We start from the raw sequence: 15,995 nt of genomic DNA on the forward strand, positions 1-15,995 counted from the left end.
GTTTGTCGACCAATAAGCCGGTTTTTCCATAAATTTATAAAATAATCACAAGTAATTATTTCCAATTCAATAATTTAAGCGATTTTATTTCATCATTAACATTTTTCGCGGAATAAAACTTTAGATACTCCCTTTGAATGCCATTGCATTTATTTCTATAATAACAATTCTGGCATTCGTCTACATAATAAAACATTTTGTCGTAAGCGCCAATAAGTTCTTTTTTATTAATAAGCCAATTTTCAGTCGGACCAGAATAATAAGTTTCATATATATTTGGATCGTACTGCGCTAAAACGCCATTAAAATGACAAATATGAAAATTATAAATAAAATACTTCTTTTTTTTTAAGTCATTTTGATTAAACGCGCAAATCGGAAAACCTTCAAAATGAATTTTTCCAGGATATTTATTAACTACTTGAATAATTTTTTTACTAGCTCCAGTTAGTTTATATTTTAAGCTCTTATAGGGGCTGCCTATAGCGTGACCAAAAGGCATTAAATTAATTATTCTAACACCTTCTTGATAATCTTTTTTGTTATTTGAAAATTGGAACAAAAAATCCAATATTTTAATTATATTAGAATCTTTTTTTAAAATAATATCTATGCCGCTTATATTTAAATAACTATTAACGGCTCTACTAAAGCCGCGGCGCCACTTCTCGAATATATCGCTCCCATGTCCCGACCAATTACTAAATGTTTTTTGATTATAAAAATTCACGGAAACAGCTATGTATACTTTATGTAAATGTTTTTTAACCGACTCTAATTTTTCCCATACTGAATCGTTGGCAAAAGCTAGTCCGTTAGTGTTAAAGGTTATATAATTTACTTTAGCGTTATTAAATGAAAATTTGATTATTTCAGCAATATCCGGATGAAGAATAACCTCTTGGCCCGTAAAGATAATATTATCCAAACCAAGGCTAACCGCCTTAGTTATTTTAATCTTTAATACATCCAACGGAACAAAAGATTTTTTTCTTACTTGAGGTAATTTGCAAATCTCGCACTGAAAATTACAAACATCCGAGGCATGAATATACGCTGCCTTTATCGCGTGAAAATTATAAAACGGATAATTATTGTATTTAATCATAGCTTAAGTCGTTAAGATAATTTCGCGCGTATCGCTTTGATTTCTGCTTCAACTTTTTTCCGCCCAAAAATTTTTACATATTCCTCAAAAATGCCATTACACTCATTAATAAAATAACAGCCCTTGCAAGCGTTTAAATGATATCTGTATTTTTTCATTTTATCTTTTATTAATTTAATATTTTTTGAAGTTTTTAGCGTGGAATCCATTCCTGAAGAAATATTATGCGTCATGAAAAGATCGTAGCAATTTATTTGCTTTTTGTCATTCAAAAAAATTTGGCCGGCAATATCTATTATATGCACATTATTTTTTGTTTTCTCCAAAATTTCTTTTGGGAAAATACAAAAAGGATAATCTTCAATCTCAACTGATTCAAAATTGTCCAATAAATCAATAAAATTTAATCCAAAATTACTTAATTCTTTTAGCGGAACAACTAATTTTTTAAAAATATGTTTAGCGCTTCCTATTGGCTGGATATTTAACAAATCAATATTCTTTACTCCTAATTTTATGTCGCGCGTTATTAATTGACGGAGATAAGGAAAGTTTTTTTTCCAAACAAGATGAGTAACTAAAACTGATTTTGGATTTACGGAAAGACAATTTCTTATTCCCCGTGTGGTTTTTATAAAACTGCCCTTATTTTTTGTCCAAGATTCATGTAATTTTGCGTTGTGGCCATAAAGCGTAATATTAATACTATCAAAAATAGAAAAAACTTTTTTCGCAAAAGTATTATTCGCTAATGTTATCCCATTTGAAGTTAAATATATTTTTTTATACATCTCTCTCGCCTTTTCGGATAGTATTAGAAAATCCGGATGAATTGTTGGCTCCCCGCCAATAATTTCAATTACATGATATCCAGCCCGAGCCCCTGCTTTTATATCTTTAAGTATCTCAGCCGTTGAGCGCGGTTTATATAAACGCGGCGTTCCGCAACCAAGACAGCGGCAATTACAAGGACCTTCTGTTGTGACGGTAAAAACTTTATTCCACTTTTTTTGCTTAACTACATTGTTATTCATAAGATTGGTTTATTTATTAAATATTTCCGAATATTTAATAAATCGTTTCAAAAGTTTTTTATAGATAAACTTATCTCCGTCAAATACACTGCCGTACATAAAATTATTGTTAATCTTGGAAGTGGCGCCATCGCCGATACCTAACAGGCTGGCATTATGGACTCTGTTATTGTAAATTTGAACATTTATCGCGTCAAACCGATCTGCCAACCCGCTAAAAGGGAATGCCCCATAACCAGCTCTTTCAAGTATTTCCAATCCTTGATTTTTCCAAGATATTCTTTCTTTCACCGTTGGACCCTTATATGTGCCATCATGCCAAACTAAAGTCGCTGGGTTATGTTCAAAATAATACAAATGTATCTGGTTTGGCTTCATATCAACAATTTGAACAACATCATTCAAGAAAGAAGTTTGCGATTGATCCTTTAAGCCGCAAATCAACTCTAAATTTACCAAAATTCCAAGCTTCTTGCATTTTTCAACCAACTCTTTGATTGACTTTCTTGGAGTAAAAGATCGATTGTTTGATCCTAATACTTTTTTATCCAACGATTGCGCGCCTATAGTTAATCTATTTATGTTGTATTTTTTTAAAATTTCAAGCTTGTTTTTATTTAATGTTTTTGGACAGCCCTCAAATGAAGAATGGGCGTTTTTAAAATTAAAATATTTATGTAAATTTTTTAATAATTCATCTAAAGCATTTTCAGAGAGAATTGAAGGAGTGCCGCCTCCGAAATAAAGAGTGTCAAAACCTACCCCATTAAAAATTGAAGCAAATCTTCTAATTTCTTTAATTAAGCCGTTTGTATATTTATCCGCTTTTTCCCGCGAACTGGGGATTGAAAAACAATCGCAAAAATAACAAGCGCTTTGACAATAAGGTATATGGATATAGAGACCTATTTTATTATTATTTTTTTTTATAAATTTTATCTCCTCTTCCCATTTATCTAATATTAAATCAGCGGCCAAATCTTTCGCCTTTTTGCCAAACATAAACTCCTGATAATATTTATATTTTTTGTTGATGCAGCTAATAATTTTCATTTACGCCTAAGGCCTTTTGTAAAATGTTTTTAAGCAAAATTAAGTATCTTATTATAATGCATTGCTCTTATTGATTAAATTATAAACCTTTTTCTCGTCAAAAAAGAATAAAGAACATGCGTATCTCTCAAGCGGATCTGTGGGTAAAAACACCAAATCTCCCTTAAATTTTATTTTGTTTAACTTTTTTAAGGAATTAATTGCCTCTTTAAAATTTGTTTTAAAGTCAGCATTAAAAAACTTTTTAAAACTTTTTTGCGAAAAACACAGCCGGCAAGATAACTGCTGCAGGATAAAATACCTCATTTCATCCTTAAGATTGTATTCTAGCGCCCAGTAATTTTTTTCATTTGGATTAAAACCAAAGCTTTTTTCTCTGGAAATAAGATGATGCTGCGAAGAATTAAAAATATACGAACTTGCCCTGGTGCCTAAGGCGAATAATGAGCAAGGAGAAGAAAAGTTTATTGGAGAAGTATAGTCATAATCATACTTATACGACGCTTTAAAATTTTTATTGTAAAATACAGGTTCAGCGGATGAAAAAATTTCAAACCCCTTATCTATAATATAATACTCTAATTTATCTTCCATTGATTTTAATTTTTGTCGCGCTTCACCAGCTTTTTTATTAAGTTTTTTATTAAAAGAACAATAATTATTATTACAATACTTTTCCAAATATTCTTGCGTCGGCTTTAAGGGATATATTGTAATCGTATCGGGACGCATTTTGGTTAATTCTATAAAACTATCCACCACTATTTCGGCTGTATCATTCTTAAGCCCAACCATTATGTCGGTATTTACCTCAAAACCAAATTCCTTGGCCTTGGAAATAAGTTCTGGTAAAAATTTATAATCTCCATAATTTCTTTTCGTATAAGTTCGCACTTTATTATTAAAAGTTTGCACGCCCATACTTATTCGATTAAATCCAAATTGTTTAAGTAATTTCAACTTTTTTATTGAAATGCTTTGGGGATTAGATTCAAAAGTTTTTTCTCCATCTTCTTTAAATTTAAAATATCTGAATAAAATACTTAACAACCCGCTAAGCTGCTTTTCTGATAATATTGAAGGCGTGCCACCACCAATATATAAGCTACTAAATTCTGCGTCAGTAAATGTATTTTTAAAAAATTTAATTTGCTTAATTAAGTTTTTAATATAATCCTCTAATTTTTCTTTATTGGCAATCTCTGAATAATACATACAATAACTGCACTTAGACTCGCAAAATGGAATGTGGATATAAAAATTTAAAACATCATTTACTTTTTTGTTTTTAATTAAATGGATATGGCTTTCCCATTTCTTCCTTATTAGATCAGCGCCAACAAACCTTTTTTCTCCCACCCAATGCATCAAATCAGCAAGAAAAAAAATATTATAGTATGGTTTATAATCTTTTAAAAAGTTTTTGTATAATTCATAATTTTTTTTAGGAGAGTTTTTTTTCTTGATAACAGGTTTAAATTCTTTCCACCCAAAAATTTCCGGATATTCGCGCCATGGACCTTCGCAAATTGAATAAAAATCACATTTTTTACAATTAGAACCCCTGCTTTTGCCACGATTAACTCTGTATTTCTTGTAATCATCAATTTTGAACATATCTTCAACCACCATTGCATCAGGTATGATTTGCTCAGCAATATATTTTTCATAATCCTTCATAAAACAATAAGGTATTGCTTCTGTCATTACTCTTTTGCCGGCTTTTATGCCAATATCTAATCCCTTTTTTACATATGGCATAATCTCCGACTTTTTTGGCACAATTAATTTTCTATTTTTCCAAGCGGCGCCTGCTATATGAACAAATGCAAATTGAAACTGATCTACATTTAAATCAACCAATAGTTTTGCTATTTTAGGCAGATAGCGATAATTAAATTTTGTAATCACCGTGTTCGTTATGACTCTCTGGTTTAAACTTTTTAAATTTTTAATACCTTGAATGGTTTGGTCAAAACTGCCTTTTACATTAGTCAAATAATCATGTAACTTTCCTGTATGTCCGTGAACGGCTGGCGAAAACTCATTTGCCCCAGCTTCTATTGTTTTGCGACAAAATTCTTTATACGCGAACATGCGGCCATTGGTTTGGACCTGAATAATTTGATACCCCAATTTTTTCGCACGCCTTATTAAATCCAAAAAATTAGGATGTATCGTGGGCTCGCCGCCAGTAAAAACGACTGATTGGCAACTTTCCTTTGCTTGAATTAATTCTTTTATAATCTCCGATTTTTTTCTAAACAAACATTTTTTTCTTTTGTCGCCTTGTACACAAAAACAACAATGATTATTACATTGGTATCCTATTTTTATATCTATTCTCTTATTCTCCTTCAGCTTTAATCCTTCTTTCTCTGCTATATTGGATTTATTTTTCATTGAATCAACAAAATTATTAAGAGTATTATCAATTGCTTTATTTGATTGTAAGATTTTATGGTCAAATAATTCCTTTGTATTTAATTCAATTTTATTAATTTCTTTATGAAAATCCAAATTTTTCAAACATTCTAAGATATTATTATCCTTAATATTGCTAATTTTAAATTTTTTCTTAACGGACTGAAATTCTTTTAACATAATAGCGTTGGTAAAAAAAACATCACCATTGCAATCAACAACCATCCCAGTATTAAAGAAGAATAAATCGTTATCTATGTCAACATTTTTGACATAGATTTCTCTATGCTTTTTTAAAAATTCTGATACGAAATTTAGCTGTCTTTCTAAAATTTTTATTTTTTGAAAGGACCATGGTCTATAAGCTGCCGGTAAAAAATTAAACCCCTTAACGCCTAAATTATGTACATAAACAAAATTTTGGAAAAACTTATCCACGGTATTCGGAGCTATCACCATGTTTACAATCACGCGAGATTGATTATTCTTGATTAAATTGATTGTTTTCTGATAAGTTTGAGGAGAAATACCTTTTCTATTTAGCATTTGAGAAGTTTTATCTCCATCAATACTAATCGAAAGATTCACTTTATTTTCTTTAAGCCAGCTAAAAATATTATCATCCAATAAAACGCCGTTAGTGCATAATTCAATATCTATCTTATGACTTTTTTTTCTAACATAAGCAATGATATTTTTTAACAAATCAATTTTTAAGAGGGGCTCACCGCCAAAAATTTTTATTTTGCCTTTGTTATCGCCCAATAAACACAAATATAAATCAATTGCCTTAAAAGCAATTGATTTGTTGATAAATATATTTTTTTTTAGCACCGCGCAATACTTGCAATCTAGATTACATTGGTTGGTGACAATAATTATTAATGGATACTTCATAACGCTTCATATTCCAATTCTGTTAATTATTTGTCTATATTTTTTTACCACGAACCGTGAGAACCGTGGGAACCGTGGGAACCGTGGGAACCGTGGGAACCGTGGGAAGAATGCGAACCGTGCGAAGCGTGGGAACAATGAGTTGGACAGGGAGTACAACAGTTACATGTCCCAGCCATAGTAGGATCAGGCTTCATTAAGCCGCCGCTAGCTAGTCCAATAGTTATCAAAGCCAACCCAATTTTTCGAATGCTTTTTTTACTAATTTTCCCCTCTTCTTCGTTTAAAAAATTTCTAAGATTTTTTTTAATTTTGGGAACTTGATGGTTTTTATTTTTCATAGATTATCTAAATAATTAATGACTATTTCGTCGGAAAAAAATCTTTATGAACTTTATTGTGACAATAAGACGCCTTGAACTTGTCATAAAAAAAAGACAAATCCCGGCTAAAATAATATTTACAATATTGATAAATTCTAAGTTCAGGGATCGACTCGCATAGAATAGAGTCGTTTTTGGCCACTGCAATCAAATACGCGATATTGTCGCTAAACTCGCCCGCGCATGAAGTTGTTCTATCGGTAGCCGCGTCATCTTCCTGCTCTACTTGTGAATCACACATCAGAGTCGAATCAAAAATTACTGGTTCTTTACTTTGAAAGCTTCTGTGATAATTTTCGCATATTGCCCCCAAACCCGCTTTTATCTCGTCTAAATCATCAGGTAATTCTGTTAATTTTTGCTCTTTTTCAATTAAAATATAAGGTAAAAAAGCTTCTCTACATTCCGTTACATATTGCTCTAAACCTATCCCATTTTTCAACTTATCGGTCAAAACAAAGAAAAAATCATAATCGCGTTCACACCTCTCTTTTCTTAGTTCAAAATCAATTTCTCGATTCTCGTAATAGCATAAATCTCTATTATTCTGATCTGCGGCTCGCATGACAAGCAATCTTTTAAGTATTGTAGGTAATTCGCTATCTGAATCAGCTTCTGTAAAATCCAATTTATCTAAATTAAAATCAAGTATGCATTTTTCTTTTTCTTTATTAATAATTTGATTAAACCGATCCTCCGCGTCAATTGCTTCTTCTGTAATAACTTCTTCTTCAACTATCAAGCCATCGGCTATTAAATCTTTATTTTTAAAATAATAATTCCCTACAATTGATAATGAAATTAAAATAACGATAAAAACCGCTATTAACCAAATATTTTGTTTAAATATTTCTAGCATAACTTTTTATTAAATTGGTGACGACTAGTAGCCCATTCCAAGAAAATCTTTTTTATTTTATCATCTTCTTGCATTTTTTTAAAGATATAATCAAAGATACCTTGACTTAATTGACATCTACTACTTGTGGGTAATTGAGGAAAAATATTGCCCGATTCAACATAACTAATAATAGGACAAGTTCCGCAATAAGGTTTATAGACGCAATTGTCACAAGGCAAATTGTCCAAACAAGAAGCTAAACACATCGTTCTTATAGTCGGATTATCAATAATATCATCGTAACTATCCGTTAAGACGCTTCCTATTTTAAAAGTTTCTTCACCTATCATCCGTCCCTCATCACATGTATAAACATCTCCGTTATAATTATAGAGCGCTTGACCTATACCAGCTCCACAAGGCGAGCGTAATTCAAAATAATTCGGGTCCTTATCAGTTAGTATTTTTGTCAGCATGTTGGTGGCAATCATTTCTCGAAAGCGAAGCCCTTTTTTAATATTAAGCTCTAAAATATAATCCAAACTCTTTCTGTAAAATTCTAAAAACTGACTCGTTGAATATCCTATTTTCTGCCAGGTCTTCCTAGCCATTCCCAAAGGCGTGAGCGGTCTTAAAATAATATTATCCAATCCTAACTCAATGTACTGGTCAATAATTTTTTCATAAACAGGAAGAGAATAACGCGTAACTGTTGTCAGAGCGCCTGGTTGGTAAATATAATACTTTTTATATTTTTTAAGTATTTTTTTTAACCACTTAACCGTATTTTGATGACTATTTTTATTTATTAAAATTCTATTTTTATTATGTAATTTCTCCGGTCCATCTAGGGAAGTGCAGAAAATAACTCCTTTCTTAAGCAAATAATTCATTTTTTCTTCGTCCATTCCTGTAAAATTAGAAACCAATCTTAATTCTAAATCCCTTTTTTCTTCCTTGTTCTTTTTTAGGGCATACTCAATAATAAACTTAACAACTGGCCAATTTAATAACGGCTCTCCACCTTGGAATTCAATGGCAATATTTTTGTTAGGAGAAGAAAAAATGTAATCAACAATTTTTCTTGCAGTTTCCTCGCTCAAATCTTTATTCTTATCGTCCACGAAGCACGAAGATGCTTGGCAATAAACGCATTTATGGTCACAACGCAAAGTAACAACAACTATATGAAGACTGGGTCCAGCAGAAAAAAGAAATTGATTTTTTCTTCTGTATTTTTCAACATGTTGCTCTAAATTAAATTCATCGCCAATAAAGTTTTTTCTTTTCAGCTCTAGATATTTTGAAGATTTTTTTTCTAATTTTCCCTGAAGGTATTGATCAAAATCCATGGGAGATAAAAAAATATAATCTCCAATATCATTAGTTAAAAGATAGTCTTTATTCGTTTTTTTAAATCTGAAAAAACCCAATTTTGAATAATTTACTTTTTTACAATCAATCATTTTTTCATTAAGCTTAAAATGTAATTTGAAAACTCATCTTCAAAAACATTTTTTAATTCAAATGGCGCGTTGGTAATTTCAACCAAAAAATAATTTTCGTTCTGTTCTAAGGTAAAATCAGCTAAACCGCTATAATCTTTTATAGCCCTCTTGATTACTGATTTCGGATATATTTTTTTATTAAATTGAATTAACAATTTATTTTTTTCTTTTTAACTTTATCGCCTTCATATTTTTCTTCCCAAGGCACAGCGATACCCAAGGGGTCATCTTTATAATTATCCCCCGAACTGTTCTGAGACAATCCAAACATAGGCGAAGCTGAAACTAAAGCAGTGCCAACAACAAAATCTCTGACCTTTTTATTTCTCTCAGCAATTTTCACCCTCAAGAGGTAATTTAAAAGTTCATTGCAAAACTCTCCGTACAACTCTTTTAGCTTTTCGGAGCTTATTTTTTTCTTGCCTTTTAAATTAACAATAATTTTTTTCTCGGAATTTTCATCTAAAAAAACATAAGCTCTATCTAAAAATACATGGGCAGTGCTATAAATGGCCTCTAAGGGATAAATCTTATTATCAAGAAAAAAAGTTATTTGATTTTTCTGAGAATTAATTTGAGATTTTATCATTTTCATTCAACGCGCGCGTTATTTTATTAATACTTCTATCACCCCTTCCGCGCCTTCCAACTTTTGCAATGCCTTGCCGACAATAGCTCCTTGGCATTTGCTATAATTATCGCATTTCATGCCATAACCGGGCCTGGAAGAGCTAATAATATTGTCGCCAATTTTAATCGGCCCATTTTCCGCGGTGACTTTTGTTGGCACTCTGCCTAAAAGCGCTATTGGCGGATAATTTTCATTATCAAAATTCTCCAAAGCGCCCATAGTTAAATTGGGCTTAGTGGAAACAACTCCAATTACCATAGTACTATATGCTTTGTCGGACTTTTTTATGTTCATTTCTTTATCTTCATCCAAAACAACTATATCGCCCGGTTCTAATTGACTATCTCCATCGCCGCTTGCTTGATAACGCTCGGCGATGTCGCATCCCGGACCTGAATATGAATTAGCATAAACCGCGTTAAATTTAGATGTATTATTTAGGTCAAGATAATAAGCAGTGTTGTCTCTATCATAACCATAGCTAAAATCAACTCGATTCATATTACTCATCCCCGCCGGGTCAACATAGTAGCCAGTGTTGTTTTGGTCATAGAAAATAGGAGCTCTCATATCAGAGCTGGAAATAAGAGAGCCAGATTTTGTTTGAGCAGTTGAACCGACATTTAAGGGCGCGGCGACATTGCTTCCCGGAGGCGCGGAAACGGGAGTCGTCCATGCTAGAATAAGGCCATTAACCCAGAATACAGAAGCAATCGCGACAATAATAATGGAAAAATAGAGAGCGATTGTTTGTGTTTTTTTTGTCATTTTTTTTGTGGACATGTGTTTTATATTATTTATTTATTCCACAGGTGGCGCGTCAACCTGTCCTGGCATCATCGGCATAAATTGAACAATTATTTCTATCGCCTTAAATTCCTTGATATCTTTAATGTTTTCTTGCGCCGTGACAGTTATCTGCTGACCGACCTTAATATCATTAAAACTAATTTCTGTCTTAATAAACATTTCTGGAGGCATAATCGGTTCTGCTGTCGCTTCAAAATTTCCCATCTGTTCTTCCATTTTCTGATTAAACCCTTCCATTTCTGCTTGATATTGGGCTTGGTCTTTTTCCTTAAACTGATAAATCTTGGTATTCTCATCTGTTTCAATAATTCTATTGTCTAAGTCCGAATCAGCCAAAAGCGTTAAGGGTTGAATCTTAAGATAAATATTATTATCTTTTATTACTTTCACGATTCCGCTAATAGAAGTTATCTCCATATCTCCCATCATGGGCGCGAAACCAGATTCCTCCAATCTTTGCTTAGCCGCGTCCCAGCCGGCTTGATATGTATCACTGCCGCTGTCTGGTTTGTAATAATTGGCGAAGGCAAAGCCAAGCCCAAAGAAAACCAAGGCGGTGATAACGATGATTGTTGTTATTTGTTTGGTCATAGTTATTTTACTATTTTTATTTGTTACGGATTAAATGGGATTAACTCTATTTTTCGCGCAAAAACCATTTTTACAACTCAATACAATATTCCGGATCAACGCAGTCGCAGCCAAAAACCGTTCCATCGCTATCGTCATTCAAAGCCGCGTTGTTAACGCCCTCCAATGTCGCATTCAAAACAAAACCTTGGTTATTAGACGAAACCCAATATTCGTAAGTCCCCATACCCGGATCGCCTGGAATTGAAGCAATATACCCACTTCCTTCTATGGCTGTTTTCATAACTGCCCATTGATTACTACCGCTCACCCCAGGATAACCTGCATCCGAGTGGTCATCGTAATACAGCGTCAGACCCAAAGCGATCTGTCTCATATCACTTACCCTTCGGACATCTCGCGCTTTCTCTCGAGCTGTGTTCAAAGAAACCAAAACAATTGTTGACAAAACGCCAATAATCGTAATAACCACCAACAACTCAATCAAGGTAAAACCTTTTTGATTCTTCTTAAAAATTTGTAACATTTTTTTATAACTTATTTATCTTTCATTCTACCACTTTTTTATTAAAAAACAAACAAGAAGTTTATCCACAATTGTCCGCAGAGCATCACTAGAACAGTCGCGCCCGCCAGAAATGGTCCGAAGGGGATTTGAGATTTGAGTCCTTTTTTGCCAAAAATAATCAGGGCAACGCCGACAACCGCCCCCGTCAAAAAAGCGAGAAAAAGCGCCGCTAAAATATTGGGCCAGCCCAAAATCAATCCCATTAAAAAAGCCAATTTAACATCGCCCATCCCCATCCATTTCCCTTTTGAAAAAAGAACCAGCGACAAAAAAAATCCACCAGCCAATATTGCGCTTAATATTGAAAATTTGAAAATTGAAAATTCATTGAAAATTGAAAATTGAAAATTGAAAATTCCAGCAATAATTATCGCGGGAAAAACAATTTTGTCGGGGATAATGTAATGCCGTAAGTCATAGACGAAAATGACTATCAAAAAACAAATAATTATCAGATAATAAAATAAATTTAGAGTTTGAAAATTAAGAATTGAAAATTCATTGAAAATTGAAAATTGAAAATTGAAAATTAATAGAAATAGACACGCAGTGGTTATTTCTATGACCGGATACTGCCAACTGATTTTCTTCCCGCAAGAACGGCATTTGCCAAGCAAGAAAACAAAACTCAAAACCGGAATTAAATCATACCACGACAAAACAGCCCCGCATTGAGGACAATGGGAGCGCTTCGCGACAATTGATTCCTTGGTTTCTAAGCGGCAAATGACAACATTCAAAAAACTGCCAACAGAAAGACCAAGGATGAAGATGAGAAAATAAAGCATTATTTATTGGGGACAGTCCCCTCTTGGGGACAGTCCCCGGATTTGTCCATTTTTAAGCTTTTCGGCTATTAAGCTATTATCATTACGGCTGAATACAGTACTCTGGAGCTCCTGCTGTATCAGCGCAGTTACAGCCCAAAATCGTTCCGTCAAGATCATCCCTCAAAGCGGCGTTATTGTCATCCTCTAATGTAGCGTTCAAAACATATCTTTGATTGTCCGTCGCTACATAATATTGATAAGTTCCCGTCCCTGGGTCGGTCGGCACAGAAGCGATATAACCGCCTCCTTCTATTGCTGTTTCCATGACCGCCCAACTATCAGCCCCAGCTGTTCCTGGATAACCTGTGCTTGTGTTATCGTCGTAATACATTTCCAATGCCAAAGCGACTTGTCTCATATCGCTCACCCTTCGGACATCTCGCGCTTTCTCTCGAGCTGTGTTCAAAGAAACCAAAACAATTGTTGACAAAACGCCAATAATCGCGATAACCACCAAAAGTTCAATTAATGTAAAACCTTTTTGATTCTTCTTAAAAACTTGTAACATTTTTTTCACCCCCTCTCATAATAGATAAATTAAAACGCTCCCGCCAAATTATAAATCGGAATAAAAACGGCAAAGACCAAAATACTAACGCCCACTCCTAATATCACAATCAAAAGCGGCTCAATAATTTGACTCAAATTATTCACAATATTATCTACTTCTTTACTATAAAAAATGCTAATTTTCTCTAAAATAATATCCAATTTTCCTGTTTTTTCGCCCGTTTTAACCATTTGAGAAAACAAAGGAGGAAATTCTTCGTGATTCTCTAAAACCGAACTGATGCTTTTTCCTACCTTAACATCGTCTCTCGCCTGAAAAATAATTTGCTGAAAAATCGCGTTGCCCACAACTTGACCAGTGATATTCAAACTCTGAATAATAGAAACGCCGCCTTTAACTAAAGTGCCTAAGTTGTCGGCGATCCGCGCTAAATAGGTCTTCTGAAAAATTTTCCCAAAAATAGGTATTTTAAGTTTAAACATGTCCCAATAAAATTTTCCTCGGGCAGTTTTCTTGTAGCGCGCAATAACAAAACCAAAAACAATTAAAAAAGTTAAAATTAACCACCACGACCCTCTAATGAAATCGCTTGTCCAAATAACTATTTTAGTTGAAACGGGCAATTCTTGCTCGGCCTCAAGCAAAATAGAGGTAAGATTTGGAATAACCATCGTCATAACCAAGACGCCGACAATAATAAAAGCGCCCAAAATAAAAGCAGGGTAAGTCATCGCGCCGCGCACTTTAGAAATGAGATAAAATTCTTTTTCAAGGTAGTCGGCCAAATAATTGAGCGTTTCTTGAAGCCGCCCCGAGACCTCTCCCGACTTGATTAAATTAACGGAAAAAATAGAAAAAACCTTGGGATGCTTCCCCATCGCTTTTGAAAAAGCCATCCCTCCATCAACATCGCTCGCCGTCGCGCTGATAATATCTTTCAAAGAACGGCTTTCTGTTTGCTTGCTTAAGATATTCAATGACTGAACCAAAGGAACATCCGCGTCAACCAAAATAGCCAACTGCCTAAAAAAAACGAAAATATCTTTTCTTTTAATTCTATTAAAAATTTTAATTTCTCTGCTAATAAGGGGCGCTCTCCCTCCGATTTTTAAATTGACCACGATTAACCCTTTATCTTGCAAAATTTTAAGAGCGGCTGAATAATCAGACGCTTCAATCACTCCTGTTTGGGTCTCTCCTTTTTGGTCGCGCGCAAGATAATTAAACTTCATAAAAATTTAGTTTTTTAACAGCATTTTTAACTCTGAAAGATTGATTGAATTTTTTTCGGCCTCCTCTAAGGATATTAATTCTCTATTAACCAAATCAGCCAAAGAACGGTTGAGCGAAATCATCCCTTCTTTTGAACTTGTTTCAATAACCATATCTATTTGATGGGTTTTCCCTTCGCGAATTAAATTTCTAATAGCAGAATTGGCGATCATTAACTCAACAGCGTTAATTATCCCACCTTTTAGACAAGGAAGCAAGCGCCGTGAAAGAATGCCTAAAATGTTGGAAGCAAGTTGCGTCCTAATTTGACCTTGTTGATGAGGAGGAAAACTGTCAATAATTCTATCAACCGTCTGCGCGGCCGTGTTAGTATGGAGAGTGGTTAAAACCAAGTGCCCCGTTTCGGCGGCTGTGACGGCGCTGCTGATTGTTTCTGGATCGCGCATCTCACCGATCATAATCACATCCGGGTCCTGCCGAAGAACTTCGCGCAATCCGCGATGAAAGTTTTGAACATCATCACCCACTTCCCTTTGGTCAATAATACATTTATCTTGTATAAAAAGATGCTCAACCGGATCTTCAATCGTGACGATATGGTCCTGTCTTGTGTGATTGATTTCATTCACAATCGCCGCCAATGCGGCTGATTTTCCTTGTCCGGAAGGTCCAACCGCCAGAAAAAATCCTTGAGGCGCCTCGGCAAACTGATGACAAATTAGCGGCAAATTTAATTCCTCAATTGTTCTGATTTTACTGGGGATAAGACGCAAAGCAACGCTAATTTTTCCTAATTGATAATAGACATTAACTCTAAAACGCGCCTTATCTTCATACGCAAAAGACAAATCAATATCTCTTTGCGCGTTAAACTGCTCTCTTCTTTCTTCGTTCAAAATCACATAAGCCAAGCCCTGCGTATCTTCATTTGTTAAAACTTGGTCTTTGTCTGAAAAAACCAAATTTCCATTAATTCTTAAAATAAAAGGACGACCCGAAGAAAGGTGAATATCAGTCGCTTCTTTTTCAACCGCCAAAGCAAGGATTTCATCTAATTTTTGTTTATATTGTTCGTTAGTCATAATATTAATATACGCGCTCGCGCCTAAACTCATTCCTTTTTTCATAATTTCTATTACTCTACGGAGAGACCTCATTCAATCCCGCCGCTTTATCGTGAATAGAATTTGTTTCTAAATAATACTGGATAAAATATGTCGCTCCCGTTAGTGACTGATAATAATATTTATAAGTTACCCCGCCCATAACATCGTTAATCGGGTCAACGGGCGCTTTTGACATAACCACATCCCCGCTCAAAGCAACCGACATCGCGTCATCGCCTATAATATATCCATCGTAAATCGGGTAAACGCTGCGATTATTGTTATACATCGCCAGTCCGTCCATAATGGACTTAACATCACCAACCCGTCTAACATCGCGGCTTTTGGCTCTAATTCCTTCAACGCTAAATAAGACAATCGTTGACAAAAGGCCAAGAATCGCCACAACCACCAAAAGTTCAATCAAAGTGAACCCAGCTCTTTTGTTTTTGTTTTTTTTCATATTT

17 protein-coding genes are annotated in these 15,995 nt (G+C 34.1%); all 17 read right to left on the reverse strand.

Translation table 11 applies throughout. The annotated features are described in order from the left end of the window. Positions 1 to 55 precede the first annotated feature (55 nt). Complete coding sequence (locus KKF19_00910; protein MBU2579522.1) at positions 56 to 1,108, reverse strand: radical SAM protein; 1,053 nt, start codon at positions 1,106 to 1,108, stop codon at positions 56 to 58. An 11-nt stretch (positions 1,109 to 1,119) separates the two neighbouring features. Next, entirely contained in the window at positions 1,120 to 2,142 is a 1,023-nt protein-coding gene (locus KKF19_00915; GenBank protein ID MBU2579523.1) for a radical SAM protein, read from the reverse strand. Positions 2,143 to 2,151: 9 nt separating this feature from the next. After that, entirely contained in the window at positions 2,152 to 3,195 is a 1,044-nt protein-coding gene (locus tag KKF19_00920) for a radical SAM protein (GenBank protein MBU2579524.1), read from the reverse strand. Positions 3,196 to 3,246: 51 nt separating this feature from the next. After that, positions 3,247 to 6,516 (reverse strand): radical SAM protein, encoded by a 3,270-nt coding sequence (locus KKF19_00925; GenBank protein MBU2579525.1) that lies wholly within the window; start codon positions 6,514 to 6,516, stop codon positions 3,247 to 3,249. A gap of 44 nt (positions 6,517 to 6,560) precedes the next feature. Further along, positions 6,561 to 6,857: a His-Xaa-Ser repeat protein HxsA4 gene (hxsA4, locus tag KKF19_00930; protein MBU2579526.1), complete on the reverse strand. Its 297-nt coding sequence runs from the start codon at positions 6,855 to 6,857 to the stop codon at positions 6,561 to 6,563. A 22-nt stretch (positions 6,858 to 6,879) separates the two neighbouring features. Beyond that, positions 6,880 to 7,758: a hypothetical protein gene (locus KKF19_00935; protein ID MBU2579527.1), complete on the reverse strand. Its 879-nt coding sequence runs from the start codon at positions 7,756 to 7,758 to the stop codon at positions 6,880 to 6,882. Next, positions 7,752 to 9,206, reverse strand: a complete 1,455-nt coding sequence (gene hxsB, locus KKF19_00940; GenBank protein ID MBU2579528.1) for a His-Xaa-Ser system radical SAM maturase HxsB — start codon at positions 9,204 to 9,206, stop codon at positions 7,752 to 7,754. The genes KKF19_00935 and hxsB overlap by 7 nt, the downstream gene beginning before the upstream one ends. Further along, positions 9,203 to 9,403, reverse strand: coding sequence for an HxsD-like protein (locus tag KKF19_00945; GenBank protein MBU2579529.1), 201 nt, complete (start codon positions 9,401 to 9,403; stop codon positions 9,203 to 9,205). The genes hxsB and KKF19_00945 overlap by 4 nt, the downstream gene beginning before the upstream one ends. Further along, positions 9,397 to 9,843, reverse strand: a complete 447-nt coding sequence (gene hxsD, locus KKF19_00950; protein MBU2579530.1) for a His-Xaa-Ser system protein HxsD — start codon at positions 9,841 to 9,843, stop codon at positions 9,397 to 9,399. Before hxsD ends, KKF19_00945 begins: the two co-directional genes overlap by 7 nt. Positions 9,844 to 9,855: 12 nt before the next feature. Further along, positions 9,856 to 10,647, reverse strand: a complete 792-nt coding sequence (locus KKF19_00955) for a hypothetical protein (GenBank protein ID MBU2579531.1) — start codon at positions 10,645 to 10,647, stop codon at positions 9,856 to 9,858. Positions 10,648 to 10,680: 33 nt separating this feature from the next. After that, complete coding sequence (locus KKF19_00960; protein ID MBU2579532.1) at positions 10,681 to 11,280, reverse strand: hypothetical protein; 600 nt, start codon at positions 11,278 to 11,280, stop codon at positions 10,681 to 10,683. 70 nt (positions 11,281 to 11,350) lie between these two features. Further along, positions 11,351 to 11,806 (reverse strand): type II secretion system GspH family protein, encoded by a 456-nt coding sequence (locus KKF19_00965; GenBank protein MBU2579533.1) that lies wholly within the window; start codon positions 11,804 to 11,806, stop codon positions 11,351 to 11,353. Between the two features lie 41 nt (positions 11,807 to 11,847). Then, positions 11,848 to 12,636, reverse strand: a complete 789-nt coding sequence (locus KKF19_00970; GenBank protein MBU2579534.1) for a prepilin peptidase — start codon at positions 12,634 to 12,636, stop codon at positions 11,848 to 11,850. Between the two features lie 82 nt (positions 12,637 to 12,718). Further along, positions 12,719 to 13,186 (reverse strand): prepilin-type N-terminal cleavage/methylation domain-containing protein, encoded by a 468-nt coding sequence (locus KKF19_00975; GenBank protein ID MBU2579535.1) that lies wholly within the window; start codon positions 13,184 to 13,186, stop codon positions 12,719 to 12,721. A gap of 29 nt (positions 13,187 to 13,215) precedes the next feature. Beyond that, complete coding sequence (locus tag KKF19_00980; protein ID MBU2579536.1) at positions 13,216 to 14,421, reverse strand: type II secretion system F family protein; 1,206 nt, start codon at positions 14,419 to 14,421, stop codon at positions 13,216 to 13,218. Between the two features lie 6 nt (positions 14,422 to 14,427). Further along, a complete protein-coding gene (locus tag KKF19_00985) occupies positions 14,428 to 15,504 on the reverse strand; it encodes a PilT/PilU family type 4a pilus ATPase (protein MBU2579537.1) in 1,077 nt (358 codons plus the stop codon). Between the two features lie 58 nt (positions 15,505 to 15,562). Next, entirely contained in the window at positions 15,563 to 15,991 is a 429-nt protein-coding gene (locus KKF19_00990; GenBank protein ID MBU2579538.1) for a type II secretion system GspH family protein, read from the reverse strand. Between the last annotated feature and the right edge of the window lie 4 nt (positions 15,992 to 15,995).

The organism is Patescibacteria group bacterium (assembly GCA_018830295.1).
Taxonomy (GTDB): domain Bacteria; phylum Patescibacteriota; class Minisyncoccia; order Portnoybacterales; family UBA2143; genus JAHJSM01.

Excerpts from the sequence above, each read along its gene's own strand:
- KKF19_00910 (MBU2579522.1), bottom strand. The coding sequence starts at position 1,108 with ATGATTAAATACAATAATTATCCGTTTTATAATTTTCACGCGATAAAG.
- KKF19_00915 (MBU2579523.1), bottom strand. The coding sequence starts at position 2,142 with ATGAATAACAATGTAGTTAAGCAAAAAAAGTGGAATAAAGTTTTTACC.
- KKF19_00920 (MBU2579524.1), bottom strand. The coding sequence starts at position 3,195 with ATGAAAATTATTAGCTGCATCAACAAAAAATATAAATATTATCAGGAG.
- KKF19_00925 (MBU2579525.1), bottom strand. The coding sequence starts at position 6,516 with ATGAAGTATCCATTAATAATTATTGTCACCAACCAATGTAATCTAGAT.
- hxsA4 (MBU2579526.1), bottom strand. The coding sequence starts at position 6,857 with ATGAAAAATAAAAACCATCAAGTTCCCAAAATTAAAAAAAATCTTAGA.
- KKF19_00935 (MBU2579527.1), bottom strand. The coding sequence starts at position 7,758 with ATGCTAGAAATATTTAAACAAAATATTTGGTTAATAGCGGTTTTTATC.
- hxsB (MBU2579528.1), bottom strand. The coding sequence starts at position 9,206 with ATGATTGATTGTAAAAAAGTAAATTATTCAAAATTGGGTTTTTTCAGA.
- hxsD (MBU2579530.1), bottom strand. The coding sequence starts at position 9,843 with ATGAAAATGATAAAATCTCAAATTAATTCTCAGAAAAATCAAATAACT.
- KKF19_00955 (MBU2579531.1), bottom strand. The coding sequence starts at position 10,647 with ATGACAAAAAAAACACAAACAATCGCTCTCTATTTTTCCATTATTATT.
- KKF19_00960 (MBU2579532.1), bottom strand. The coding sequence starts at position 11,280 with ATGACCAAACAAATAACAACAATCATCGTTATCACCGCCTTGGTTTTC.
- KKF19_00965 (MBU2579533.1), bottom strand. The coding sequence starts at position 11,806 with ATGTTACAAATTTTTAAGAAGAATCAAAAAGGTTTTACCTTGATTGAG.
- KKF19_00970 (MBU2579534.1), bottom strand. The coding sequence starts at position 12,636 with ATGCTTTATTTTCTCATCTTCATCCTTGGTCTTTCTGTTGGCAGTTTT.
- KKF19_00975 (MBU2579535.1), bottom strand. The coding sequence starts at position 13,186 with ATGTTACAAGTTTTTAAGAAGAATCAAAAAGGTTTTACATTAATTGAA.
- KKF19_00980 (MBU2579536.1), bottom strand. The coding sequence starts at position 14,421 with ATGAAGTTTAATTATCTTGCGCGCGACCAAAAAGGAGAGACCCAAACA.
- KKF19_00985 (MBU2579537.1), bottom strand. The coding sequence starts at position 15,504 with ATGACTAACGAACAATATAAACAAAAATTAGATGAAATCCTTGCTTTG.
- KKF19_00990 (MBU2579538.1), bottom strand. The coding sequence starts at position 15,991 with ATGAAAAAAAACAAAAACAAAAGAGCTGGGTTCACTTTGATTGAACTT.